This window comes from Shewanella sp. LC6 (assembly GCF_006385735.2).
Taxonomy (GTDB): Bacteria; Pseudomonadota; Gammaproteobacteria; order Enterobacterales; family Shewanellaceae; genus Shewanella; species Shewanella xiamenensis.
The window spans coordinates 2,686,205-2,712,535 of record NZ_CP043902.1; the positions used below are offsets into that span (position 1 = coordinate 2,686,205).

The window sequence follows — 26,331 nt, forward strand, 5'->3', positions numbered from 1 at the left end:
CGGTCTTATCACAATAAACCGCACGTTGTGATCTCAATCGGCGGATTTCCATTTTATCAATCGGGGCTACGGTAATTTTCACTTTTTAAAGCCAAAGCTGCTGAGTAGATTAATCGTCATTATTGAACTTGTGGGTATTCCGCCATGTTATTACAAGATAAATTAATGCAAATCGTCACGAACTCGCAGCTTTCACCTAAGCAAAAATCTAACTATTTAGCGTTGGAGGCTGAGGCAAGTTTGCCCTACATGCCGATATCGACTGAGGTAAACGCGGCGATGAATGATGGCGTGATCTGCGATATGTTTGAAGGCCATACACCGTTTAAACCACGCTATGTATTGCCAGATTATGCCCGTTATCTTCAGCAAGGCTCTGAATATTTAGAACTTTCACCTGCACAGGATTTAGATGAAGCTCTCAATGCCTTAACGATTCTGTATCACCATGTGCCATCGGTGACCAATATCCCCGTGTATTTGGGTCAGTTGGACGATACTTTGATGCCTTTCGTGGAAGGAATGGATGCGGATGCCCTTTATCGTAAACTAAAGCTGTTCTGGATAATGCTCGACAGAACCCTGCCCGACGCCTTTATGCACGTCAATATTGGCCCGACAGACAACATTGTTTGCCGTACCCTACTGCGTATTGATGCCGAGCTCAAACAAGTTGCCCCCAATTTGACCTTTATGTATGACCCCGCCGTCACGCCGGATGAATTATTGCAAATTGCGGCCACCAATATTTGTCAGTGCAGTAAACCGCATATCGCCAACTATCCTCTGCATGCCAGTGCATTTGACAAACGCGGCTTTGGTATTGTGAGTTGCTACAATGCCTTACCATTAGCAGGCGGTGCTAATACCTTAGTTAGACTCAATCTGAAAGAAGTGGCATTAAAGGCCACATCAATCAATGACTTTTTTGAGTGTGTCTTGCCCTATTACTGCTCACTCACCTTCGAACTTATCGAGGCGCGCTCAGCATTTTTACATCAAGAGTCGCACTTCTTTGATAGCTTTTTAGTTAAAGAACAATTGATTGATGAATCGCGCTTTGCCCCCATGTTTGGTATTTACGGTATGGCTGAAGCGGTGAATATTCTGCAAGCTCAGATGACAAGTGAGACAGACAAATTATCTGAATCAAACAAACCCACAGGTTATGGCCTTAGCATGGATGCAAACCAACTTGGCTACCGTATTTCTGCCGCCCTCGATTCCATAGTAAAATCCACGCCCGTCACCTATGGCTACCATGGACGAGCGCTGCTGCATTCACAGGGCGGTATTAGCCTCGATAAAGACGTGACGCCAGGTGTTCGTATTCCCTATGGCACGGAACCCAATCCCATCGCTCATATTCAAGCCCTCGCGCAGCATCACCAGTATTATACGGCGGGGATCAGCGATATTTTGACTATCGATGAAACTGTCAAATCGAATCCTCAAGCGATGTTCCAGCTGTGTAAAGCGGCGCTTGAGCTAGGTTTTAGGGAGTTTACCGCCAATGTGGCCTCTAACGATTTAATGCGCGTCACTGGCTATATGGTAAAACGCTCTGATATTGAAGCATTTAAACAATGCGGCTCGCGCCTTAATACCACGGGTTTAGGGGCAGAAGCAGCACAAAATACCGGAATATTGCAACGCCAAGCACGCGTTATTGCCCATGAGCACTCCCCCTGTGTCATTCAATAAATCGGCCATAAATAAACAGGCAATAGTTAGTCAGCTATTGCCGTTTTCCTGCGTCGACGGACCTGGCAGCAGGCTCGTGTTATTCTTGCAGGGCTGCAACTATCAATGTAAAAACTGCCATAACCCACATACCATCGGATTATGCGATGGCTGTGGCGATTGTATTGCCACCTGCCCTGACAAGGCGCTGACATTGATAAAGGCTAACAATAAGCATCAAATCCATTGGGATAAAGAACGTTGTAGCCAGTGCGATATTTGTCTTGCTGTGTGTCCACAACAAGCCAATCCCAAAGTCACCCGATACACTGTTGAAGAAATCTTGGCGATTCTTCACCATCAGCGTCACTTTATTAATGGCATTACAGTGAGCGGTGGTGAAGCAAGTCTACAACTGCCATTTATTATTGAATTATTTAAAGCGATTAAGGCCTCACCGCAGTTATCACAGTTAACCTGTATGCTTGATACCAATGGCAGTTTGAGCTTCACGGGCTGGCATAAACTGCTGCCCTTTTTAGACGGCGCTATGGTGGATCTTAAAGCGTGGCAACGAGATACCCATAGGTACATTACCGGGAGAGATAACCATGCGGTGTTCAAATCAATTGAACTTTTGGCGCAGCAGCAAAAACTGTATGAAGTAAGATTGCTGCATATTCCAGGCATTACGGATTTTGAACAGGAAATAGACGCGCTATCTTGCTATTTACTGAGACTCGGTGCCGATACGCGGGTGAAATTAAACGCCTTTCACCACCATGGCGTGGTTGATGAAGCGTTAACTTGGCCTAGTTGCACACAGACGGATATTGAAGCCTTAGCGGCCTCTCTTACCCAGCGAGGTTTAACAAATATCGTGTTACCGTCCATCTACCTTTAACGGCTACAAAGTAGGATCTGCTCGTACAGCCAGCGTAGCGCGGGATCCTTCATACTTTGTTTATGCCAAACGAGGCTGTAAGCCACTTTTCCATATTCGATGGGTAACGGTTTCACGGTTAAGCCTTTGGCTTGGCTCGCGATGGATGCCCAGCGGCGCGAGCAGGTAAACAGCAGTTCACTGTTGTGACACATTAACGCCGCGCTGCCAAAGTCTGGCACTGAAATGGGGACGGCACGCTTTTTAGATTGTTGAGCGAGTAAAATATCAAAATAAGGTGTACTCAGATCCGTATCTGTGATGCCTATATGGCTGTAGCTTAGGTAGTCATCAAAGCTGATATGCGATTGTTTGGCTAAGGGATGGGATGCATTCATTAAGCAAATCATTTCATCACTGAACAAGGTTTCCCACACTAGATCATCTTGCGAAGGATTAGGCTGACTCAAATCATGGGGTAACAGTACAAAGTCTAACGAGCCATTAATGAGTCCATCAAAACCAATATTGTCTTTGCTGTAAATATCGAGATGAATATGGGGCGCCAAACTCAAAATATGGGCGCTAAGTTTGGCGGCCAGCAGTTCAAAGGTGCTTTCACGCATTGCAAGCGAAAAACGTCCCTCATAGTTTATTGGGGTAAACGCATCTTGACTCATGATCTGATTCATATCATTGATCATTTGTTGCACGCTTGGGCCTAATCGTTTGGCTAAAGGTGTTGAAACCAGTGAATTACCATTACGGTAAAACAGTTCATCATTCAAACTGTCTCGAAGCTGACTTAAGGTTTTACTGACAGATGAAGGGCTTAAGCATAAGCGCTCAGCGCTGGCGGTAACGCTCAGAGTATCGAGCATCACGTGTAAAGTGATTAAGTGCTTCATACTAATACGCGAAAGCTTGGCTAAATCCATCAGTGGTTTCCTGGTAATTTATCTTATGGTAAAAAACAAAATATCAACTTTTAATGATGATAAACAATAAGATAAAACTTACCCATAGATTACTATGTATATTGGTCTGTTATGCGTGCCGGCTCACAGGCTTGCTCGGTACAAGTGCCATTGCCGCAAGCTTATCAGGGTAAGAAACTTGGCGTAATTCAACTAACAAAAAAGCGAATGCACATGTGCATTCGCTTTTTGCGTATAACAGCTTAAAACTTATGTGCTCTAGGGTGAGCGCGGACTAAATCTTGTGATGTTTAACTGCAAACTCGTTCATAAATGTCACCAACGCGGCAACACCTTCCAGTGGCATTGCATTGTATAGGCTTGCACGCATACCACCGACAATTCGGTGCCCTTTTAAAGCCACTAAGCCCGCCGCTTCGGCCTCTTTTAAGAAGGCGCCATCAAGGGATTCATCAGCCAGTTGAAAGGTCACATTCATTTGTGAGCGGTTCGCAGCCACCACACCATTTTTATAGAAAGGATTGGCGTCGATACAGGCATATAGCATTTGCGCTTTTTGCTGATTGATTTTCGCGATACTGGCCACTCCACCAATCGATTTAAGCCAAGCAAACACTTCGGCCGCTAAGTACCAGGCAAAGGTCGGTGGCGTGTTAAACATAGAATCATGTTCAACCGCTAAACGATAATCCATAATGGATGACTGCGGTAAACTCGGCAGTTTCAACATATCATCACGCACGATCACAATGGATAAGCCCGAAGGACCAATGTTTTTCTGTGCGCCAGCATAGATTAAGCCGTAACGGCTGACATCAATTTCACGAGACATAATGGTAGATGATAGGTCGGCGACAATCGGCCATGGACTGTCTAACTCATCAAAAATTTCGATACCATCAACTGTCTCATTTGGGCAGTAATGCACATAACGGTAATCGGCATCAATCTTATGCAGATCAGGCAGCACTACTGCATTGAGTCCATTATGTTTTTCAATAATGTTAAGGCTATCAATTTGCGCGTCGCCCGCCAGCTTTTGGGCTTCGGCTAATGCCGCAGAAGACCATTGGCCACTGACTAAATACAGGGCTCGGCCTTGGTTGCCTAAAAAATTATTCACAACGGCAGAGAACTGACCGCGACCACCGCCGTGCATAAACAACACATGATAGTTTTGTGGAATGTGCATCAGCTCGCGTAAATCCGCCTCAGCTTGCTTGGTCAGCGCGATAAATTCCTTACCTCTGTGGCTGACTTCCATCACGGAGACACCTAGCCCATTCCAATCGAGTAATTCCTGTTGTGCTTTTTTCATTACCGCTGCGGGTAACATCGCAGGACCTGCACAGAAATTATAAATCGCGCTCACTGCCACTCTCCTTATTTACAAACCATGATATTAGAATTCATAAAATAAAACGTTGCCATGAAAAAAACGAGCGTCCAATTGGACGCTCGTTTTTATGCTTTCGAATTAGTCTTCGTCTTGCTCGTCGTCAAGCTCTTCATCTTCGTCTAATTCTTCTTCCAGTTCATCCTCTTCCTCTAAAGGCTCTTGTTGAACAGAGTCACCTTCAGCGACAACTGGGACGATTGGCATACCGTTTTCATCCAGCTCGACGTCATCTTCGTCGCCTTGGATCTCATCGATACGTTGCAGACCAACCACTTTCTCGTCACTTGCGGTGCGGATAATGGTCACACCTTGGGTATTACGGCCGATGATAGACACACCGTTCGCCGGCGTACGCACTAAGGTACCTTTGTCGCTGATCAGCATGATTTCGTCATTACCGCCAACTTGTACCGCGCCAACAACTGCACCGTTACGCTCACTCACCTTGATCGATACCACACCTTTGGTCGCGCGGCTCTTCGATGGGTATTCAGACAGTTCAGTGCGTTTACCATAGCCGTTTTCAGTCACGGTTAAGATAGCGCCATCGCCCTTAGGTACGATGAGAGACACCACTTTTTGGCCTTCTTCAAGCTTGATACCGCGAACACCAGTCGCACCGCGGCCCATTGGACGCACGCCCTTGAAGTTGATTTGTGGATTGCCTTCTTCATCCAGCACTGGGTTGCCATTTTCATCGAGGACGGCCACTTCTTCGCCTTCTTTAAAGCGAACCACTTTACCTTCGTTCGAGAACAACATGATCTCATCATCACCATTGGTGATATCGACACCGATCAGTTGGTCACCGTCTTTGAGGTTAACAGCGATAATGCCGTTAGCACGTGGGTTGCTGTAAGCTGTCAGCGCAGTCTTCTTCACGGTACCGTTAGAGGTCGCCATGATGATGTACTTGTCCTCAGCGTATTCACGCACCGGCAGAATCGCAGTAATGCGTTCGCCATCGGCCAGCGGCAGCAAGTTAACAATCGGACGACCACGGGAAGTGCGGCTCGCCAGCGGTAACTGATAGACCTTGAGCCAGTACATCTTACCAAAATCTGAGAAGCACAGAATCGTATCATGGGTGTTCGCAACCAGCAGTTTTTCAACGAAATCTTCGTCTTTCACCTTAGTTGCGGCTTTACCCTTACCACCACGGCGCTGGGCTTGGTAATCGCTCAGCGGTTGGTATTTGGCGTAACCTAAGTGCGACAGGGTCACAACCACGTCTTCTTCGTTGATTAAGTCTTCAAGACTCATATCAATTTCGTTGGCGTTGATCACCGTGCGGCGGGCATCGCCATATTCAGCAAGAATTTCTTCCAGCTCTTCTTTGATCACTTCCATCAAACGCTCAGGGCTGCGCAAAATAAACAGCAGACCTGCGATGAACTCGAGCAGCTCTTCGTATTCAGCGATGATCTTATCGTGCTCAAGACCGGTTAAACGGTGTAAACGCAGCTCTAGAATCGCCTGAGCCTGTTGCTCAGTCAGATAATATAAGCCGTCACGGATACCATATTCTGGTTCTAACCATTCAGGACGCGCCGCATCATCACCCGCTTTTTCAAGCATGCCCTGTACATGACCGAGCGCCCAGCCCTGCTCAACCAGTTTGACTTTAGCGTCTGCTGGCGTTGGCGAAGCTTTGATCAGCGCAATAATCGGGTCGATGTTGGCCAGCGCGACCGCTAATGCCTCAAGAATATGGGCGCGTTCGCGCGCTTTACGCAGTTCGAATACGGTACGGCGAGTCACCACTTCACGGCGGTGCAGGATAAAGCATTCGAGCATTTCTTTTAAGTTGAACAACTTAGGCTGACCATTGGTCAAAGCCACCATGTTGATACCAAAAGAACATTGCATTTGTGTCTGGGCATAGAGGTTGTTCAGAACAACTTCGCCCACTTCGCCACGCTTGATTTCGATAACGATGCGCATACCGTCTTTGTCAGACTCATCGCGCAGACCGCTAATGCCTTCAATCTTCTTATCTTTAACTAGCTCAGCGATTTTCTCGATGAGTTTCGCCTTGTTCACCTGATAAGGAATTTCGGTGACGATAATACGTTCACGGCCGTTATCTTCGGTTTCGACTTCAGCCAGCGCGCGCATAACGGCGCGGCCGCGCCCCGTCTTGTACGCATCGATAATGCCCTTACGACCATTGATGATCGCCGCCGTTGGGAAATCAGGGCCAGGAATATATTCCATGAGCTGTTCAATCGACAGCGCAGGATCGGCGATCAGCGCTAAACAGCCTTTAACCACTTCAGTTAAGTTGTGTGGTGGGATGTTCGTCGCCATACCCACCGCAATACCCGATGAACCGTTAATCAACAGGTTAGGTACGCGTGTCGGTAATACCGCAGGAATTTGTTCTGTGCCGTCGTAGTTTGGCACATAGTCAACGGTTTCTTTTTCAAGATCGGCGAGGAGCTGGTGCGCTAACTTATCCATCCGGATTTCGGTATAACGCATTGCCGCGGCAGAGTCACCGTCAACCGAACCGAAGTTTCCTTGACCGTCGACTAAGGTGTAACGCAGTGAGAAAGGCTGAGCCATACGCACGATAGTGTCGTATACCGCCGAGTCACCATGGGGGTGATATTTACCGATCACGTCACCGACCACACGGGCAGACTTTTTGTACGGCTTGTTCCAATCGTTCTTCAATTCACTCATGGCAAACAGCACGCGGCGATGTACAGGCTTAAGGCCATCACGCACGTCTGGTAATGCACGTCCTACGATGACGCTCATGGCGTAATCAAGGTACGAATTCTTTAGTTCGTCTTCGATATTAATTGGCGAAATAGATGATGCCAGATCAGTCATAAACTGCTCGTTCCCCTGAAAATTAGCCGACAACGCATAATCCGTATCATTGAGCGGCCCAAAAACGTGATTTGGCATTCTAACACAGTTATTTAATGTCGCCAGACCTATCCTGCGCGAATTGAGAAGGATGTGGCTTAATAGATGAAAACACTGTCAATTTGCACTTTTAAACCCGATAAAATCGGTTGTTAATGGCGAAATTGAGTCCAAGACTTGATTAATATCCGAGCAGAAAAACCGCTCAGCTTCACAAAGTGTTTAAGAATTAATGATAATTGCTGAAATTTCACTCAACCACAAAGACTTAGAATCAGCCAATACTGTGTTTATCCACCATTGTCGTTATAATAGCCGCACTATTCAGCCGCTTTAGGTAATCGCATGCAACAGAATACCAACGTAGACCCACAGGAAATCGCAAAGTTTGAACGTATGGCCGAAACCTGGTGGGATCTCAATGGCGAGTTTAAACCGCTGCATCTATTAAATCCCCTTCGCTTAAACTATATCGATCAAACTGCTGGCGGGATTTTTGGTAAAAAAGTGCTCGACGTCGGCTGTGGCGGTGGCATTTTATCCGAAAGCATGGCGCGCATCGGTGCAGTGGTTGATGGTCTTGATATGGGTGAAGAACCGTTAGAAGTTGCACGCTTGCATGCGCTGGAAACCGGTGTGAGCATCAATTACGTGAAAAACACCGCCGAGGCTCATAGGGAAGATCACCGCGAATACTATGATGTGGTGACCTGCATGGAGATGCTCGAACACGTACCCAATCCCCAATCAGTGATCCAAGCCTGCTGCGATATGGTAAAACCCGGTGGTTTTGTGTTTTTTTCCACGATTAATCGCAATGTTAAATCCTTTGTCGAAACCATTATCGGTGCTGAATATCTACTGAAGATGTTACCGATTGGCACTCATGATCATAATAAGTTTATTAAACCTTCCGAATTGATTGAGTTAGTCGATAACACCGACCTCATCTGTAAAGACGCCCTTGGGATCACTTATAACCCGTTAACAGGGATTTTTAAGTACACATCTAAGGTCGATGTAAACTATATGATTGCAACGCAAAAGGCAGATTAAGATGAGTTTAGCTGAGGTTAAAGGGGTCTTATTCGACCTTGATGGTACTCTTGCCGATACCGCGCCGGATCTGGTTCAGGCCCTTAACCTCAGTTTGTCTGATGTCGGTATTGCAGCAAAACCCTTTGCAGACATGCGTAGCGCCGCCTCCCATGGCAGCTTTGCCTTAGTCGATGCGGCCATTCCAGGCGCAGATGAGGTGCTACGCACCCAAGTCCAGCAAGGACTCCTTGCCCACTATCAAAGGATCAATGGCGACCATTGCCAATTGTTTGAAGGTATTTCTCCACTGCTTGACTGGCTCGAGTTATGCCGCGTGCCATTTGGAGTCATCACCAATAAACCTGCCCGCTTTACTCGTCCCCTGTTACATAAGCTTAAGCTCAGCTCGCGTATGCCAGTGATGATCAGCGGCGATTCGACCCGTTACCCTAAGCCCCATACCGCACCTATGCTATTGGGCGCGCAGCAGTTGCAGTGCAAGCCACAGCAAATCCTTTACTTAGGTGATGCTGAGCGGGATTTACTGGCGGCTCAAGCGGCGGGCATGCTCGGCGGTGTAGCGCTGTGGGGATATTTGGGCGAGGACGATACACCCGATGCATGGCCTGCCTATGCACAGTTTACGACGCCTTCGAATTTACATTCGGCACTAAGCCAAGCGTTAACAAAATAAGCACGAATCAGGATTCGTGCTGATAGCTATTAATAGAATTAACGCTATGGGTCAATCCCCGCGATCGTGATCGCTGCTTATTTTAGCGATCGATCACACTGCGGGATCGGAATAAAAATTCGCCATATCAGACGCACGCTAATCTCAATTTGAGCTACAGGGTTAGTCATTACTAACGCATTTTTTTATCCTCAAGATATCCACAAGATACCCCCTAAATTGAGACTTGCAAATAATAGCAAACCTCACTATCTTGTATCTCAGATTATTTAAAACACCATATCTTGTGTATAGGTAGCAATCAGACACACTAGAAGTTCCCCGCTAAATCGACTATTTTCACCATAGTCAACAGTATTAAGGGTTTTCAGGTTGATTGTTTTACAAGGAAACGTACGGTGACTTAGTTCACCTGAACAGATATCAGAACCAAGGCCTCTCTTCAATGAATAGCAATATGACAGTTACAAAACGCTGTGGTGCACGTGAGACAATTGATCTCGACAAAATACACCGCGTAATTACTTGGGCAGCCAAGGGGTTAAAAAACGTTTCTGTTTCTGAAGTTGAACTTCGCACGCATTTACAGTTTTTCGATGGGATCCCAACCGAAGCTATCCACGAAACGATCATCAAATCTGCGGCGGATTTAATTTCCCCTGAGTCACCCGATTATCAGTTTCTGGCTGCGCGTTTAGCCGTATTCCATTTGCGTAAGAAGGCTTTTGGTCAGTTCGAGCCACCCAAGTTATATGACCATGTCACTAAGCTGGTAGAGTTGGGTAAGTATGATATGCATATTCTGCAGGATTACACCCGCGAAGAACTCGATATTATGGATACTTATATCGACCATTGGCGAGATATGAACTTCTCCTACGCAGCCGTTAAACAGCTTGAAGGTAAATATCTGGTTCAAAACCGCGTCACCCACGAGATTTATGAGAGCGCCCAGTTCCTCTATATTCTGGTGGCGGCCTGTTTGTTTGCCCGCTATCCAAAGGCAACGCGTCTGCAATACGTCAAAGATTTTTACGACGCAGTATCGACTTTTAAGATTTCACTGCCAACGCCTATCATGGCGGGAGTGCGTACCCCGACTCGTCAGTTTAGCTCATGCGTACTGATTGAATGTGGCGATAGCTTGGATTCAATCAACGCGACAGCATCATCTATCGTAAAATACGTGAGCCAACGCGCTGGTATCGGTATCAACGCCGGTCGTATCCGTGCATTAGGAAGCCCAATCCGTGGTGGCGAAGCCTTCCACACGGGTTGCTTACCTTTCTACAAGTATTTCCAAACTGCGGTGAAATCGTGCTCGCAAGGCGGCGTGCGCGGCGGTGCAGCCACCCTCTTCTATCCTATTTGGCACTTAGAAGTTGAATCGCTGCTAGTACTGAAAAATAACCGTGGCGTTGAAGATAACCGTATCCGTCATTTAGACTACGGCGTGCAACTGAATAAACTGATGTATCAACGTCTGATCAAAGGTGAAAATATCAGCCTGTTCAGCCCATCGGACGTACCCGGTCTTTACGATGCCTTCTTTGAAGACCAAGCTGAATTTGAGCGTTTATATCTGCAATATGAGCAAGACGGCAGCATTCGCAAAAAGACATTAAAAGCGGTGGATCTGTTCTCATTGATGATGCAAGAACGTGCTTCAACGGGCCGTATCTACATTCAAAACGTGGATCACTGTAACACCCACAGTCCATTTGACTCAAAAGTTGCACCGATCAGACAGTCTAACCTCTGCCTTGAAATCGCGCTGCCGACTAAGCCATTGAATAACATTGACGATCCAAACGGCGAAATCGCTCTTTGTACACTGTCGGCATTAAACCTAGGGACAATTACCGATTTAGCGGAATTGGAGCCATTAGCTGATTTAGCCGTGCGAGCCTTAGATAACCTGCTGGATTACCAAGATTATCCAATCAAAGCGGCGCAGATTTCGTCGATGAACCGTCGTACCTTAGGGATTGGTGTTATCAACTTCGCTAACTATTTAGCGAAGAATGGTATGAAGTACTCCGATGGTAGCGCGAACAATCTGACTCACAAGACCTTTGAAGCGATTCAGTTTTATCTGCTCAAAGCGTCAATGAATCTGGCGAAAGAAAAAGGTGCGTGCCCATTATTTAATGAGACGACTTACGCTCAAGGTATTTTACCTATCGATACCTACAAACGTGACCTAGATAAGATTTGCAGTGAGCCATTGCATTTAGACTGGGAAGCGCTGCGTAACGACATTAAAGAGTATGGTTTACGTAACTCGACATTGTCTGCACTGATGCCGTCTGAGACTTCATCACAGATCTCAAACGCCACCAACGGTATCGAACCGCCACGCGGCTTGATCAGTGTGAAAGCCAGTAAAGATGGCCAGTTAAAACAAGTAGTGCCTGATTTCGATGAGCTGAAATACAACTACGAGCTGTTATGGCAAATGCCAAGCAACGAAGGTTACTTACAGCTTGTGGGTATCATGCAAAAGTTCGTTGACCAAGCGATTTCGGCCAACACAAACTATGATCCAGCGCGTTTTGAGGGCCGTAAAGTCCCAATGCAGACCCTGCTAAAAGACTTACTCAATGCCTACAAGTTAGGTGTAAAAACGCTGTACTACCATAACACTCGCGATGGAGCATCGGATCAACACGATGACATTACCAACATAGAGAAAGAAGATGACGGCTGTGCTGGCGGCGCTTGCAAAATCTAATCTTCAATGTTAACGGTTGCGGGATCCCAATGGGATCCCGACTTATTGGAATACTCGTACCATGACCTACTCTACTTTTTGCCAAACACCCAACGATGCCACCCGTGAACCCATGTTTTTCGGACAATCGGTAAACGTCGCACGTTATGACCAACAAAAATATGAAGTGTTTGAAAAACTAATTGAAAAGCAGCTGTCTTTCTTCTGGCGCCCAGAGGAAGTCGATGTGAGCCGCGATAAAATCGACTACAACTCACTACCCGATCATGAAAAGCATATTTTTATTTCGAACCTGAAATACCAAACGCTGCTCGATTCAATTCAAGGTCGCTCGCCTAACGTAGCTTTTTTGCCATTAGTGTCACTGCCTGAGTTAGAAACCTGGATTGAAACCTGGTCATTCTCCGAGACAATTCATTCGCGCTCATACACTCACATTATTCGCAATATCGTCAACGATCCTTCAGTGATTTTTGACGATATCGTGGTGAACCATGAGATCCTGCGCCGTGCCACAGACATTGCAGAGTTCTACGATCACCTCATCAAATTAACCCAGACATATCATCTACTCGGTGAAGGCACCCATGTGATTGATGGTGAGCCTTTAGAGGTAAATACCCGCACCCTGAAAAAAGCACTGTACCTGTGCATGATGTCAGTTAACGCGCTCGAAGCCATTCGCTTCTACGTGAGCTTTGCCTGCTCATTTGCCTTCGCTGAGCGTAAGCTTATGGAAGGTAACGCGAAAATTATTCGTCTTATCGCCCGTGACGAGGCGCTGCACTTAAACAGCACTCAGCATATCTTAACCATTATGCAGGGCGGCAAAGACGACCCTGAGATGGCCGAGATTGCCGCAGAATGCCAACAGGAAGCCTATAACCTGTTCCTAAAAGCCGCCGAACAAGAAAAAGAATGGGCGAAATACCTGTTCAAAGACGGCTCAATGATCGGTCTAAACGAGCAGATCCTCTGCCAATATGTTGAGTACATTACCAACCAACGGATGAAGTCAGTTAACCTGCCGCTACCTTATGCAGAACAAACTAACCCACTGCCATGGATGAAAAACTGGTTAGAGAGTGACGCAGTGCAAGTTGCTCCGCAAGAAGTGGAAGTGTCATCCTATCTGGTCGGCCAAATCGATGCAGCCGTCGACAGTGATGAATTTCTTGATTTCGATCTCTAATCACTTTTGATTGTGAAATGACTAGATTACGAAATGACTAAGTCGAACCAGCTAAAGAGCCATCCATTGAATAATCCCTTTGCCAAGGCGCCCATTGTGCGCCTGCAAGGGCAACCTGTGCTGCTATTTACCCCGCAGCACGGCTCTTTACTGCAAGCTCTTGAAGCCAAAAAAGTCAGAATTTTCTCTGAATGTCGTAGTGGCTTTTGTGGTGCCTGTAAAACAAAAGTGCTTAGTGGTCGTGTCAGCTATTTAACCGAGCCTCTAGCCGTTCTCAATGCCGACGAATGTCTGCCCTGCTGCTGTATACCCAGCGAAGATTTAGAACTCGACTTATCGCCCGAAGGCGCTGCCGTGGTGACCTATTCTTGCCACACCCGCGCTCAGTCTACATCTACACGTAAAACCGCCAACCTCAAAGCCGTGCCACAGCAAGAAGTGGTTGAAGACTAAAATAGTTGTCTTAAACTCTTAGGCATTTTCGGGTGTGACTTGGGTTCGCGAGTCGATGATCAACAACACCAAAAACTTTGCCTGCGGTCAATACTCACGCTCACTCGCGTCTAAGAAAGCTTTCAAGCCCCTATCCCATCAAGGACTTTGGCGCGATAACAGAGGGTGTACATAAATTTTGCAGCCAAGAAACTGGCAGTTTAACGGCAAAGCCAAATTTTTAATGGTCTGGCAACACACCAATGGCCAGAGGCAAGTCACTCGAGTCGTCAGTTATGGGCATTTACCCAACTAAGCAAATGGCCCACTCATATAGATAAGCGCTTATCTTCATATCAATCAACAAAAAGCCTGAGTCAGACTCAGGCTTTTTATTGGTGAAACCGCTTAAAAACTACAGCCGCATAGCAAGCTCGGCGCCTTGACGAATGGCCCGTTTTGCATCCAGCTCAGCGGCAACATCGACACCGCCAATCAAATGCACCGGAATACCCGTTGCTTTCATCTCATCGACTAAGGTGCGGTTTGATTCTTGTCCGGCGCAGAGGATCACATTATCCACGGCTAGCACTTCAGTTTGCTCACCAACCCGAATATGTAGGCCAGCGTCATCAAACTTTTCATAGTTGACGCCGGTTTTCATTTTCACATTGTGCTGTTTTAACACTAAACGGTGGATCCAACCGGTGGTTTTACCTAAACCTTGGCCCATCTTAGAGGTCTTACGTTGCAGCAAATAAACTTGTCTGTGATCGCTATTATCCACTTCAGGCTCGGCTAATCCACCCGCATGCTGATATTGCTTGTCTATACCCCACTGCTTTAACCATTTTTCAGGATTGAGGGTGCTAGACTCAGATTCGCAGAGGTAATGCGCCATATCAAAGCCAATACCGCCAGCACCAATCAGGGCCACTTTGTTGCCAATCGTAGCTTGGCCCGTCAGCACCTGTTGATAATCCACCACTTTGGGGCTATCAAATCCTGGCAAGCTCAACTCGCGCGGGACCACGCCGGAAGCAATGACGATTTCATCAAACGTTTCGGTTTCCAGTACCTTAGCATCCAAGCGGGTATTTAAGCGCAGATCAATTTTATACAGTTTGATTTGATTGAGGAAATAACGGATTGTCTCGTTAAACTCTTCTTTTCCTGGGATTTTACGTGCCAGATTAAACTGACCACCCACCTCTGATTTCGCCTCAAAAAGCACGACTTCATGACCACGCATCGCTGCATACACCGAAAATGCCATGCCTGCGGGACCCGCGCCCATCACTGCAATTCGCTTCTTTTTATTGGTAGGTAAAAAGTTTATTTCGGTCTCATAACAGGCACGAGGATTGACCAAGCAAGTGGCACGTTTCAGAGAGAAGGTATGATCTAAACAGGCCTGATTACAACCAATACAGGTATTAATCAGCTCTGGCGTATTGGCCGCCGCTTTATTCACAAACTCAGGATCGGCCAGAAACGGCCTCGCCATAGATACCATGTCCGCTTGACCAGAGGCGATGATTTGCTCGCAAATCTCAGGCGTATTAATACGGTTTGTGGCAATCAAGGGCACTGAAACCGACTTCTTAAGTTTTTCAGTTACCCAAGCAAAGGCGCCGCGGGGCACGCTAGTCGCAATGGTTGGCACGCGGGCCTCATGCCAGCCAATCCCAGTATTGATAATAGACACTCCCGCATTTTCAAGCCATTTGGCCAGTTGCACAACTTCGTCCCAAGTGGAGCCGTTATCGACTAAGTCGAGCATGGATAAGCGGAAGATAATGATGAAGTCTTTGCCCACTTTGGCGCGAATGGCATTCACAATCTCTAGCGGAAATTGCGCGCGTTTTTCAAAACTGCCGCCCCATTCATCGGTGCGCGTATTGGTCCGGGAACTGATAAATTGGTTGATCAAATACCCCTCAGAGCCCATCACTTCAACGCCATCGTACCCTGCTCTTTTCGCTAAGGCGGCTGAACTGGCGTAATCCTTAATGGTGGCGCGTACTTGACGGCTCGACATGGCAGAAGGCGTAAAGGGAGTAATCGGCGATTTGATTTTACTCGGTGCCTGCGAAAAAGGATGATAACCATAGCGGCCAGCATGCAGGATTTGCATACAGATTTTACCTCCGGCTTCATGCACCGCTTGAGTCACAATGCAGTGCTTGCCCACTTGCCAGGGGAAACTCAACTGACAAGCATGGGGAGTCAATCGACCACGTAGGTTTGGTGAAATTCCGCCAGTGACGATCAATCCTACACCGCCCAACGCGCGCTCTTTATAAAACGCTGCCAGTTTCTCAAATCCGCCCTTTTCTTCTTCTAACCCCGTGTGCATGGAGCCCATCAACACACGGTTTTTGAGCTGGGTAAATCCCAGATCTAAGGGTTCTAATAAATGGGGAAACGACATTCAAACATCCTTTTTAAACAAGTGATTTAAATGAGCATACCTTGAGTCAAATGTAAGCTCAACTGTTGCTAACGGGTTAAAAGTTAAAAACCTTTACAATTGTGTTTAGCCAGTGAAGAGATTTTCAGTTAGCATTGGCACATTCGATATGCAAAGGAGTGGCTAATGTCCGCTAACCCATCGTTTTTCAAGAGAATATGCTTATTCATTTGGAACGCCCTTAACGGGATCCGTAAATTCATACTCAACCTGATCTTTTTTGGCCTCCTCGCCATGATTCTGATTGTCATTGGCAGTAGTGAAGATATTCAGGTCGAAGATAATTCGGCACTGGTACTTAATCTTGCGGGATCGATTGTTGATCAAAAACAACAGGTCGACCCACTTGAAGCCGCACTCAAGCAAGGTAATAACGGCAGCAGCGATGGCGAAATCCTACTGGCGGATATTATCTATGTGATTGATAATGCGGCGCACGATAACAGGATAAGCACTATAGTCTTAGACTTGGCAGAGCTAAAGCGTGCGGGGATCAGCAAATTACAATCCATTGGCGACGCCTTAAATCGTTTTAAAGAAAGCGGCAAAAAGGTTGTAGCGATTGGTAACTATTACGAACAAAACCAATATTTTCTTGCCAGTTTTGCCGATACCATCTATCTCAACCCTCAAGGTAGCGTCTCACTTGAGGGATTAAGTATGTATAACCAATACTTCAAATCCGCCCTCGAAAAACTCAAGATAAAAGCACATATTTTCCGTGTTGGGACGTTTAAATCCGCAGTAGAACCTTATATGCGTGACGATATGTCAGATGCGGCCAGAGAGGCGAACAGCGTCCTACTTGCTGATGTTTGGCAAAGTTACACTCAAACGGTGGCGACAAATCGCCAAATTGATACCAAAGCCTTGGTTTTAGACTCGGCAAATTACCTCGCGCAACTCGATAAGGCTGAGGGCGATTCTGCGACTATGGCCCTCAATATGAAATGGGTCGATACCCTAGCGACCGATGAAGATTTCCGCAAAGTTATGCTTGAGACCGTGGGTAAAGAAAAGTCGGGTGACAGCTTTAAGCAGGTCAGCTTTTACGACTATTTAACCCTAGTGACACCTCTGCCAAGCTTTGTTGAGCAAGACAGTGTTGGTATTATCGTTGCAAGCGGCACTATTTTAAATGGCAGCCAACCCGCCGGCCAGATTGGTGGCGATAGCACGGCTGAACTCATTCGTAAGGCGCGATTTGATAAACATATTAAAGCACTGGTGTTACGAGTTGACAGCCCTGGCGGTAGCGCCTTTGCCTCGGAGCAAATCCGCCAAGAATTACTCGCCCTCAAAGCGGCGGGTAAACCTGTGGTGGTCAGTATGGGTAGCCTTGCGGCATCCGGCGGTTATTGGATTTCGGCCAGTGCCGATTATATCTTCGCGACACCAACAACACTGACGGGCTCTATCGGCATCTTCGGGATGATCACCACCTTCGAAGATTCACTCGCCAGTTTAGGCATCCATACCGACGGCGTATCAACCTCTGAATGGGCGGGTTTATCAGTCACGCGCACCCTCTCGCCACAAATTGAATCGGTAATCCAGCGCCATATTGAGCGTGGCTACTTAGACTTTATTTCACTGGTGGCTAAGGAACGAAAAATGACCTTAGAACAAGTGGATAACATCGCCCAAGGCCGTGTGTGGAGTGGTAAAAAAGCTCTAGAATTAGGCTTAGTTGACGAACTAGGTGATATAGACCAAGCTGTCGCGAAAGCAGCAAAACTGGCGGATTTAAGCCTGTTCGATACCCGTGTGATTGAGCAAGAACTCACGCCTGAGCAGCGTTTTGTGCAGCAAATGTTTGCTTCAGTGTCGGCTTATTTACCCGCTTCACTCAGCCATTCAACGCTGCTAGAGCAAATGCTGAGCCAATGGACAGGTAGCTTAAAGACTATCGCGGCCTTTAACGACCCTAACCATGTGTATGTATATTGTGACAGCTGTGCGATCAACTAGCGCAGACTCAAGATGAAAGACACAAAAGCCCGATACCTCGGGCTTTTTTATTGGGTTTATGTCAGCAAAATCGTATAATTAGCCCACGTGAAGCTAAGATAACGACAAGAATGACTAAACGCTCCATTTATGTCGCCTACACGGGCGGCACCATAGGCATGCAAAAAACCGATAATGGCTTTGCACCAGTAGCAGGATTTTTGACCCAATGCGTCCAATCCATGCCCGAGTTTTACCATGCTGAAATGCCTGAGTTTGTGATCCACGAGTACTGCCCGCTCATCGACTCATCAAACATGGCACCGACCGACTGGCAAATGATTGCCGATGATATCAAGGCCAATTACGACAAGTACGATGGCTTTGTGATCCTCCACGGCACTGATACCATGGCCTATACTGCATCAGCCTTATCCTTTATGCTTCAAGGCCTATCAAAGCCAGTTATCGTCACCGGCTCACAAATCCCCTTGGCGCAGTTGCGTTCCGACGGCCAAACCAACCTGCTCAACTCTTTGTATATCGCTGCTAATTATCCAGTGGCTGAGGTTTGCTTATTCTTTAATAACAAACTGTTCCGTGGCAATCGTTCTACCAAAGCCCACGCCGATGGCTTCGATGCCTTTGCCTCACCAAACTTCCCCTTACTGCTTGAAGCGGGGATCAAAATTAATCTGCGCGCAGGTAAAATTGCCACGCCAAGCGATAAGCCGTTAGAAGTCGCTAATATCAGCCCTCAGCCTGTCGGTGTGGTCACCCTATACCCTGGTATCTCCACGCAGATTTTTGAGAATATTCTACAGCAACCCGTTAAGGCGCTCATTTTACTGACCTTTGGTGTAGGGAATGCACCGCAAGATACGGCATTACTTGATACCCTAAAGCAAGCGGATGAACGGGGAATTGTGTTAGTGAACCTGACTCAGTGTTTCCAAGGCAAAGTGAATATGGGCGGTTATGCAACGGGAAATGCCCTCGCTAAAGCAGGCGTGATCAGTGGCGCAGATATGACCATTGAGGCTGCATTGGCTAAGTTGCATTATCTGCTGTCGAAAAACTTAAAGCCGAGCGAAATTAAGGCTGCTATGTTGCAAAACTTAGTTGGTGAGCTCAGCCCCGATTAAGGAGCGCAACTTTGCGTATTAAAAAGCCCACATTAGTGTAATGCCGTTCACTTAAGAGTGAACGGCATTTTTCTTTGGTCTAACCGGAAACTTGTTTTTGCTCATTTTAAGAACTCGTGGATATGCCCTTTCCCGTTTACCATCCAGCTTAAATTGCCGTGCATTTCGTTCTATATCCAATACGTCTCTCGGGACATTCCCCGGTGTTTGTGATGACAGTTGTGTCAACTTGAAGATGATATAACTCGCCGCATCCCGAAAACTCAGTTGATTGGGATGGACCGATGGCAAGCTTTTAGCCATCAGCAACATCTTATATCTAATGAGATTGTAGGCCAGTAGCACGCCCCATAACTCTTGAGTCACCAGCTCCGGTAGTTGACTGCGGAGCGTAAAACGGCTCTCCAGTAGATGTTGTTTCATCTCTCTATAGCCCAGTTCGATTTCCCATCGATGGGCATATAAGTCGACGATGTCTTCGCTGGGGTAACGCATCGGGTCTGTCAACGAGGTCAAAATGGCGACTGACTTACCTTTCACTGTCTTAGTCAATAAACGCGCTTCAAGGGTATCTGGGAGCTGCGGCCATTTCTTTCTGGCTTGAGGTGTCGTGGTGAGTTTCACCCACTGGTCATGTTTCCCCAGCGTTCGCACTACTTCATATTGAGTGCCTTTCTTCAATGGCAACAACCAGTGGCTATCAGGTTGCGCTTGCTGCCAAGCGTGCAGCAGGCCGAGCGAGTAAAATCCTCGGTCAAATAGGGTTAGGCTGTGATTGGGAATGCTAGGAATGAGCTGGGACGCTAAGTTCATTTCATTTTCGGCAACCGAATCAAAGGCGCTGTTGACCAATAAATGGCTGCTTAACTCCATCAAGCAAACCATGCGAATTTGCGGATAAGCCGCTTCGCCTAAAGCGTTGGCGGTACGCGCAAAGGCGGCTTGATTTTGAACACTATCGGGTGTCCGCCACACGACACCGTCAACACCATACAAGTTAAGACCGCACCAATGAGGATGTTCAGCTCTCGCGTGCCAGGTATTGGCGCTGCGGCTAAATACTTCTCTAATAACCTCACTGCCCAATCGTTTACGCGCCTGAGTCACGGCGCTGCGTGCAACATAATCAATCTCTTGCGGCAAAACAATGTCGAGTTTGTTGATGAGTGACCGAACAGACTCCCCTCGGAACAAAGCCATTCCGATAACGGCCCAAATCATCGCGTCCATCGGCAATTTACGGCGTCTTAACGTCGCAACGCCCTGAGAGTCTAGGCAAGATTGAATTAATTCAGGTTCTAACACATCTGCTAAGCAGGTGAATTCGGTTAGGCGGGTAATATGAGTACGGGCGAGTGCTTCTGAGAGTTGCATAAAAAATCCGATGACATGAGGTCATCGGATTTTGATCTTTTCAGCGAGATCGTCAAGCGATCTGTCTTAACTGATCGGCATTACACATTAGTGGGCTTTTTACTACGTTGCGTCAACTGGGATTACAGGTCGTCAGCTTTAAACTCGGCTATCGACTCTCCACGGAATTGTTTCTTCAACTCCGCCTTTGACAGCTCATTTAATTTTCCGCCAGCACCTATGGTGAAATGCTCCGTTTGATCTAAGCGGCGCGCCTGATAGAGCATCACCACTTGAAGAGTCGATTCACGCTGGGCTTCGGTCAATACTGTGCCATCTTCCCATTTGCCTAATTCAGCAGCGCTACGCAGCCTTTCATAGACTTCTTCAGGCATTTGGTCGATTACTTGATTAATGTCGGTCATACACTCTTTCGCTTATGTAATACGATTCTAACGCGGGTAATTAAATAGCCCACAAAACCAAAGACAAAACAGATGGCGCCAATGGTCGCGCGTACGCCTTCGGCGGGCTCTCCACCCCAAAACCAAATCACCACCCCCGCAATAAACAGCGTCATGGCAACAAAGCTTTGGTTCATTAAGCTGCTGGATTTTTGGATATGACTGATCCGTACGAGCGAGCTATTATCACCATTGGTTTTTGCCTCACAATGCGGGCAAGCTGGCGCTTTGCTCGACATCCGTTTACGGCAGATTGGACATTCGATTAATGCCATAGTCGCACCTATCTTAACTTATCAACCACGGCGAGCATGGCAATCAATGACGCTTCGCCTAAATAAATACTGCGCTCAGGTGACCAACCCACAAACGGATCTTGCAGGTTATTGTTGTCTTTAAAAGGCATTTCTAAGGTGTTCGACAAGCAATCGAAGGTTTGCGCCACCCAATTAGACGCCACGGTCAAGTTGGCTTGACCAGGCTCGTCTTTAGCGTACCCAAACTCGGTTTGGAAATCGGCACTGGCTAAGGTTAATGCCTGACTAAAGTCCGCTTGCAGCTGCGCCAATCGCTCATTGTAAGCTGGTACACCCTCACAACCCGCGAGGAAAACATAGGGAAGACCTTCATCACCATGAACATCGTAAAATAAATCTACACCCGTTTGCTGCATCTTATGCACTACATGGTAGACCTCAGGGCTTCTTTCTAAGCTCGGGGTTTGCCATTCACGGTTAAGGTTAACCCCAATCGCATTGGTACGCAGATGGCCTCTTACGCTGCCATCCGGGTTCATATTAGGCACTATGTAGAAGTTCGCTTTATCGAGCAACGCTTTTGCGGTTGGACAATCATTATCCAGCAGACGATTCACTAAGCCTTCGACTAACCATTCCGCCATGGTCTCACCGGGATGTTGCCTTGCGGTGATCCAAATATTGCGTTTATCAGGATTGCCATCGCCCACTTTCATCAGGGTAATATCACGGCCATCTAAGGTTAAGCCTAAATGTTCAAGATTTACATCGGGATGCAATTGTGCGTTGCTGAGTAAATCTAAGTGACGCTCATAGCTGTACGGCGCAAAGTAAGCGATTTGAATCGCATCACAATCAAGTTCAAGCTGGATACTGAGTTTGCCATCAATATATTGAGTTGGTACACGGAACCAATGCTGACGATCGTAACTGGCGACTGCGTGGTAATCCTGCCAACCCTTAGGATAGGAAGCGGTGCCCGCATTGATAATATTTAAGGTGTACTGGTTTCCCACCTCACCTTCGAATCGGAAGTTGAACCATTGATAAAACTCACCGCCCGCATCGGGACGGATAGCCAGTTGAATATCGTCTTTATTATCAAGATTAATGACTTGGATATTTCCGCCATCAAAATTGGCACTGATCCGCATACTGATTCCTACTTAGTTATTCATGTGAGGGTAATGATGCAAAATACGCATCTACTATAATGCCCGTTAGAATAAACCAAATCCGTATCAGGGGAAAATGAAAGCGAGTAAAATTGCCTAAGAAGCCATCAGTCACGCTTTAATTAATCAGTGCCTAGGGCAATCATCATTTAAGCGCTAAAACTATATCCTTGACCGCGAACAGTATTGATTAAGGTACGCGGTAAGCGAGTATTAGCGAGTTTTCGCCGAGTATTACTGATATGCATATCTAAATTACGATCAAACCGCCCTAAGTCCTTCTGCAAAACTGACTTTTGCAGCTCTTGCTTAGTGATCACTTGCCCTTTTCGTTCAAACAGGTACTTAAATAACCTAAACTCAGTTTGGGTTAGCTCCACGGCATGCTTGTCGATGGTTATCCTGTAGGCGGTTTCGTCAAACTTAATCGATTGAATGGCTGCGGTTTGATCTATCGCCATTAGTGGCTTATGCCGCTGCACTAACCGTCGCTCAATCGCCTGCAAACGTACCAATAACTCTTTAATACTAAAGGGTTTAGCTAAGAAGTCATCCGCACCGAGTTCATAGCTTCTGATCCTGTCTTCTTCATTATCGCGGGCTGACAACATCATTATCGGCGTCAAACAATCCCTTGCCTGTAAAAGCTCAAAACCATCCATTTGCGGCATCACCAGATCGAGCATAACAATCTCGGGCGCGAAGGAGCGAATGCGTGAAAGCCCATCAACACCGTTAACGGCACATTCAACCTCATGTCCTTGTGCTCGGAGCACATCAGTTAACCACACTCGGAATAATGGATCATCATCGACTAACAGTATTCTACTCATCTCAAAACACCAAACGATAATCAATATCATTTATATTACCATACCTAGATGTTTGGCTCTAGTATAAGAAGAAGATTAAAAATCAGTATTTACTTAATTGTGATCAAGTTGGCAGCGATAGATAACGCTTGTAACCTTTTGCACCAAAACAAAAAAGCGCCCGAAGGCGCTTTTTAGAGTGGGTTCAAATTAAAATTAGAACTTAACAGTCACACCGCCGTAAATGGTACGGCCGATAGTGTCGTAAACTTCTGGAACAGTACCAGCATCACTACCGTTAGTAACGTATAGAGGCTTCTCATCAGTCAAGTTCTTCACACCTAAGCTAACAGTGGTGTTATCAGTTACATGATAGGTACCAGAAATGTTGTGATACAGAATTGAATCAACACCTCTTGTAGCAACGAATGGATTGTCGTTTGCATCATAATCAGTGTAAACATCTGTCATCGATCTGATATAGCGGTTGAAGTACATTACGCTCCAATCATCTTGACCTGCAGAGATGCTGAAGTTGTTACGTACGCGAGCATAAGCTCCCATATTACCGTCGATTGTACCAGTATAGTTTTCACCATCCTGCTCGAACTTAATCAAGTAAGTCGTATCGTTACTCACTTTCCAATCTAACCCAAATAACTCGAAGTTATAGGCTAAGTTGAAGTCGATACCGCTAGTATCTTGTGAACCTACGTTAGTCAGTGCACTTGTTAAGTTGAACAAGTCACCATCCGCAGTAATATTGAATGTGCTACACGCTTCTGCATCACCAGCATGACAGGCATCTAAGCCAACTTGCACGTCTGCACGAGCAATTGCATCCGTTACTTTGAAACGCCAGTAGTCAAGAGTAATTGACATACCATCAATATAGTTTGGTGAGTATACTAAACCAGCAGTGTATGACTCTGACTCTTCGGGTTTCAAATCTGGATCTGATGTGCGATTAACTAGAATCTGCCCAGTCTGTGCACTAGTCGGTAACCAAGGATTAGTTAAATAGTCAAACGAACCTGAGTTACCACCATAGAGTTCAGCAACGCTTGGTGCACGGAAACCAGTCGCAGCTACAGTACGAACCATCAGCTCATCTGTCGCTGTGTAGGTTAAACCAATTTTCCAAGTAGTCGCTTTACCGAAGGTAGAGTAATCATCTAGACGAAGTGCAAATTCACCCGTTAGTTTTTCAGTAAACGGTACACTTACTTCTTCGAAAATAGAGATAACATTGTAGTTACCACTGGTTGGATCTTGTTGGGCTGCTGTACTATCACCAGCTACAACAACGGCATCAGGATTGTAGAAACCACTTTCACGACGGTATTCTGCTCCGATAGCGAAACCTACTGCACCAGCACTTAGGTCGAATAACTCACCGTTTAAGCCTGCTGATAACGTTTGTTGTTCGTTACCGCCAGTAGATTGCTCTTGATACGAAACATCCTGCATTTCATCCGTCAGGGGAGAACCTTCAAACCATGCATATGGATCTGCATAGATTGAATTAGCCATTAATGTTGCATTAATAGAGTTAGCAACCCCAGTCTTAGCTTCGTTCTTACCAAAGGTGTAGTCCACATTCCAATTCATACCAGTATGAACGTCTAAAGAACCCGCTAAACCAGCTGATAAACGCCAAGTATCAGTATCTTGACTGTAAACACGAGGACCAACATCCTTCATACGTCTGTTGTATTGCACTTGTCCGCGAGCATCAGCTTCAAGTCCCGCATCAACCATACTTTGGTCAAGATTAATGCAACCAGCATTCGGGTCTGTCACTCTTGGATCACCACACACGTTTAACTTGATTTGAGCAGGTTGTGCTGCAAGTTGTTGGTTAGAACGACGGTTTGTGTAGATTGCATCCGCAGTCAGAACAACATCATTGCCTAACTCTTGCGTCATATTTGCAAATAAGCTTCTGCGCTCACTAGGTGTTTGGAAATAAACATCATCAGAAAAATCATAACGTTCAGTTCGTTTTACCCAGTTACCATTAGCATCTAGAACTCTTTGAACGCTGTTATCAGTCGTGTTTAAGCTACCTGTTGGGATTATCGAACTTGAGTTTTCTGCAGGGTCATACCAATCACGATCACCCTGAATTACACCACGACGATCAGAGTAAGCTGCACCAAAGGTGTAGTTACCACCATCGGTGTTAAAGCCATACAGTGCGCTCACATCACCGTTTTCGCCGTCACCCTTGTCGGTGCCGCTACCGTTGAAGTCTAATTGGAAACCTTCAAAATCTTTTTTGGTGATGATGTTCACTACACCAGCAATCGCATCAGAACCGTATACCGCTGAAGCACCGTCTTTCAGGATTTCAACGCGAGCGATCATCGCAACAGGGATAGAGTTTAAATCCACAGAACTGTCAGCACCTGAACCTGAGTTCACCATGCGACGACCGTTTAATAGTACGAGAGTACGTTGCGAGCCCATACCACGTAAGTCAACTTGGGCAACACCGTCAGCACCGTTGTTAGTGGTTGAACCTACCGCAGCACCTGCCATTGAGGTTTGTACTTGTAGCATTTGGTCTACAGAGGTAAAGCCTTCGGCTTTGATTGCAGCAGCATCAATAACGGTAACAGGAGAAGCTGTTTCCATATCTTGACGTTGAATACGTGAACCCGTGACTTCAATACGCTCGACTTTTGCAGTCTCTTCAGCTGCAAATGCGCTTGATACCACGAAGGTACCAGCAGCAATTGAGCTAACGACAGCTAAATTGATAGCCGACGCAACTTTGGTTCTTTTTATCATGAATGAATGCTCCCTAGATCTTACTATTATTTT

At 46.4% G+C, this 26,331-nt stretch carries 19 protein-coding genes; 9 read left to right on the forward strand and 10 right to left on the reverse strand.

What is annotated here, in order from left to right; genetic code table 11:
- Nucleotides 1-144: 144 nt before the first annotated feature.
- Nucleotides 145-1,704 carry a YjjI family glycine radical enzyme gene (locus tag FJD32_RS12210; RefSeq protein WP_055648348.1) on the forward strand — a complete coding sequence of 520 codons (1,560 nt, stop codon included), beginning with the start codon at nucleotides 145-147 and terminating at the stop codon, nucleotides 1,702-1,704.
- Nucleotides 1,676-2,587 carry a YjjW family glycine radical enzyme activase gene (locus tag FJD32_RS12215; RefSeq protein WP_055648349.1) on the forward strand — a complete coding sequence of 304 codons (912 nt, stop codon included), beginning with the start codon at nucleotides 1,676-1,678 and terminating at the stop codon, nucleotides 2,585-2,587. The genes FJD32_RS12210 and FJD32_RS12215 overlap by 29 nt, the downstream gene beginning before the upstream one ends.
- On the opposite strand, the gene FJD32_RS12220 is transcribed toward FJD32_RS12215, so the two are convergent.
- The 3 genes from FJD32_RS12220 to gyrA all read right to left on the reverse strand — a co-directional run bounded on the left by FJD32_RS12220 (nucleotide 2,584) and on the right by gyrA (nucleotide 7,744).
- Nucleotides 2,584-3,504 carry a LysR family transcriptional regulator gene (locus tag FJD32_RS12220; protein WP_055648350.1) on the reverse strand — a complete coding sequence of 307 codons (921 nt, stop codon included), beginning with the start codon at nucleotides 3,502-3,504 and terminating at the stop codon, nucleotides 2,584-2,586. The two genes, FJD32_RS12215 and FJD32_RS12220, sit on opposite strands and share 4 nt — an antisense overlap.
- 274 nt (nucleotides 3,505-3,778) lie before the next feature.
- Nucleotides 3,779-4,876: a 3-phosphoserine/phosphohydroxythreonine transaminase gene (serC, locus tag FJD32_RS12225; protein WP_055648351.1), complete on the reverse strand. Its 1,098-nt coding sequence runs from the start codon at nucleotides 4,874-4,876 to the stop codon at nucleotides 3,779-3,781.
- A 105-nt stretch (nucleotides 4,877-4,981) separates the two neighbouring features.
- Nucleotides 4,982-7,744, reverse strand: a complete 2,763-nt coding sequence (gene gyrA / locus FJD32_RS12230) for a DNA gyrase subunit A (RefSeq protein WP_140907336.1) — start codon at nucleotides 7,742-7,744, stop codon at nucleotides 4,982-4,984.
- A gap of 384 nt (nucleotides 7,745-8,128) precedes the next feature.
- Between gyrA and ubiG the strand changes: the two genes are divergently transcribed.
- The 5 genes from ubiG to yfaE all read left to right on the forward strand — a co-directional run bounded on the left by ubiG (nucleotide 8,129) and on the right by yfaE (nucleotide 13,894).
- Nucleotides 8,129-8,839 carry a bifunctional 2-polyprenyl-6-hydroxyphenol methylase/3-demethylubiquinol 3-O-methyltransferase UbiG gene (gene ubiG / locus FJD32_RS12235; protein ID WP_037418885.1) on the forward strand — a complete coding sequence of 237 codons (711 nt, stop codon included), beginning with the start codon at nucleotides 8,129-8,131 and terminating at the stop codon, nucleotides 8,837-8,839.
- A gap of 1 nt (nucleotide 8,840) precedes the next feature.
- Complete coding sequence (locus tag FJD32_RS12240) at nucleotides 8,841-9,515, forward strand: HAD-IA family hydrolase (protein ID WP_055648352.1); 675 nt, start codon at nucleotides 8,841-8,843, stop codon at nucleotides 9,513-9,515.
- A gap of 445 nt (nucleotides 9,516-9,960) precedes the next feature.
- Complete coding sequence (nrdA, locus tag FJD32_RS12245) at nucleotides 9,961-12,249, forward strand: class 1a ribonucleoside-diphosphate reductase subunit alpha (protein ID WP_055648353.1); 2,289 nt, start codon at nucleotides 9,961-9,963, stop codon at nucleotides 12,247-12,249.
- Nucleotides 12,250-12,310: 61 nt separating this feature from the next.
- Nucleotides 12,311-13,441: a class Ia ribonucleoside-diphosphate reductase subunit beta gene (gene nrdB / locus FJD32_RS12250; protein ID WP_037418877.1), complete on the forward strand. Its 1,131-nt coding sequence runs from the start codon at nucleotides 12,311-12,313 to the stop codon at nucleotides 13,439-13,441.
- 33 nt (nucleotides 13,442-13,474) lie between these two features.
- Nucleotides 13,475-13,894, forward strand: a complete 420-nt coding sequence (gene yfaE / locus FJD32_RS12255; RefSeq protein WP_055648354.1) for a class I ribonucleotide reductase maintenance protein YfaE — start codon at nucleotides 13,475-13,477, stop codon at nucleotides 13,892-13,894.
- A gap of 394 nt (nucleotides 13,895-14,288) precedes the next feature.
- Here yfaE and FJD32_RS12260 read toward each other — a convergent pair whose 3' ends face one another.
- Nucleotides 14,289-16,307 carry an NADPH-dependent 2,4-dienoyl-CoA reductase gene (locus FJD32_RS12260; protein ID WP_055648355.1) on the reverse strand — a complete coding sequence of 673 codons (2,019 nt, stop codon included), beginning with the start codon at nucleotides 16,305-16,307 and terminating at the stop codon, nucleotides 14,289-14,291.
- Nucleotides 16,308-16,472: 165 nt separating this feature from the next.
- Here FJD32_RS12260 and sppA point away from each other — a divergent pair, with 165 nt between their 5' ends.
- Both sppA and ansA read left to right on the forward strand, forming a co-directional pair.
- On the forward strand, nucleotides 16,473-18,317 hold the full coding sequence (sppA, locus tag FJD32_RS12265; protein ID WP_055648356.1) for a signal peptide peptidase SppA: 1,845 nt from the start codon (nucleotides 16,473-16,475) through the stop codon (nucleotides 18,315-18,317).
- Nucleotides 18,318-18,427: 110 nt separating this feature from the next.
- Nucleotides 18,428-19,441 (forward strand): asparaginase, encoded by a 1,014-nt coding sequence (gene ansA / locus FJD32_RS12270; RefSeq protein ID WP_037418865.1) that lies wholly within the window; start codon nucleotides 18,428-18,430, stop codon nucleotides 19,439-19,441.
- A 51-nt stretch (nucleotides 19,442-19,492) separates the two neighbouring features.
- Here the strand turns inward: ansA and FJD32_RS12275 are convergent, their stop codons facing one another.
- From FJD32_RS12275 to FJD32_RS12300, 6 genes are all read right to left on the reverse strand, one after another.
- Nucleotides 19,493-20,815 carry an IS4-like element ISSba6 family transposase gene (locus tag FJD32_RS12275; RefSeq protein ID WP_205403008.1) on the reverse strand — a complete coding sequence of 441 codons (1,323 nt, stop codon included), beginning with the start codon at nucleotides 20,813-20,815 and terminating at the stop codon, nucleotides 19,493-19,495.
- Nucleotides 20,816-20,937: 122 nt separating this feature from the next.
- A complete protein-coding gene (locus FJD32_RS12280; protein WP_037418861.1) occupies nucleotides 20,938-21,219 on the reverse strand; it encodes a DUF1315 family protein in 282 nt (93 codons plus the stop codon).
- On the reverse strand, nucleotides 21,216-21,533 hold the full coding sequence (locus FJD32_RS12285; RefSeq protein WP_037418858.1) for a hypothetical protein: 318 nt from the start codon (nucleotides 21,531-21,533) through the stop codon (nucleotides 21,216-21,218). Before FJD32_RS12285 ends, FJD32_RS12280 begins: the two co-directional genes overlap by 4 nt.
- Before the next feature lie 8 nt (nucleotides 21,534-21,541).
- Complete coding sequence (locus FJD32_RS12290) at nucleotides 21,542-22,669, reverse strand: M14-type cytosolic carboxypeptidase (RefSeq protein ID WP_037430581.1); 1,128 nt, start codon at nucleotides 22,667-22,669, stop codon at nucleotides 21,542-21,544.
- A 170-nt stretch (nucleotides 22,670-22,839) separates the two neighbouring features.
- Nucleotides 22,840-23,523, reverse strand: a complete 684-nt coding sequence (locus tag FJD32_RS12295) for a response regulator transcription factor (protein ID WP_037419044.1) — start codon at nucleotides 23,521-23,523, stop codon at nucleotides 22,840-22,842.
- A gap of 195 nt (nucleotides 23,524-23,718) precedes the next feature.
- On the reverse strand, nucleotides 23,719-26,298 hold the full coding sequence (locus FJD32_RS12300; RefSeq protein WP_069454982.1) for a TonB-dependent receptor: 2,580 nt from the start codon (nucleotides 26,296-26,298) through the stop codon (nucleotides 23,719-23,721).
- Nucleotides 26,299-26,331: the final 33 nt, after the last annotated feature.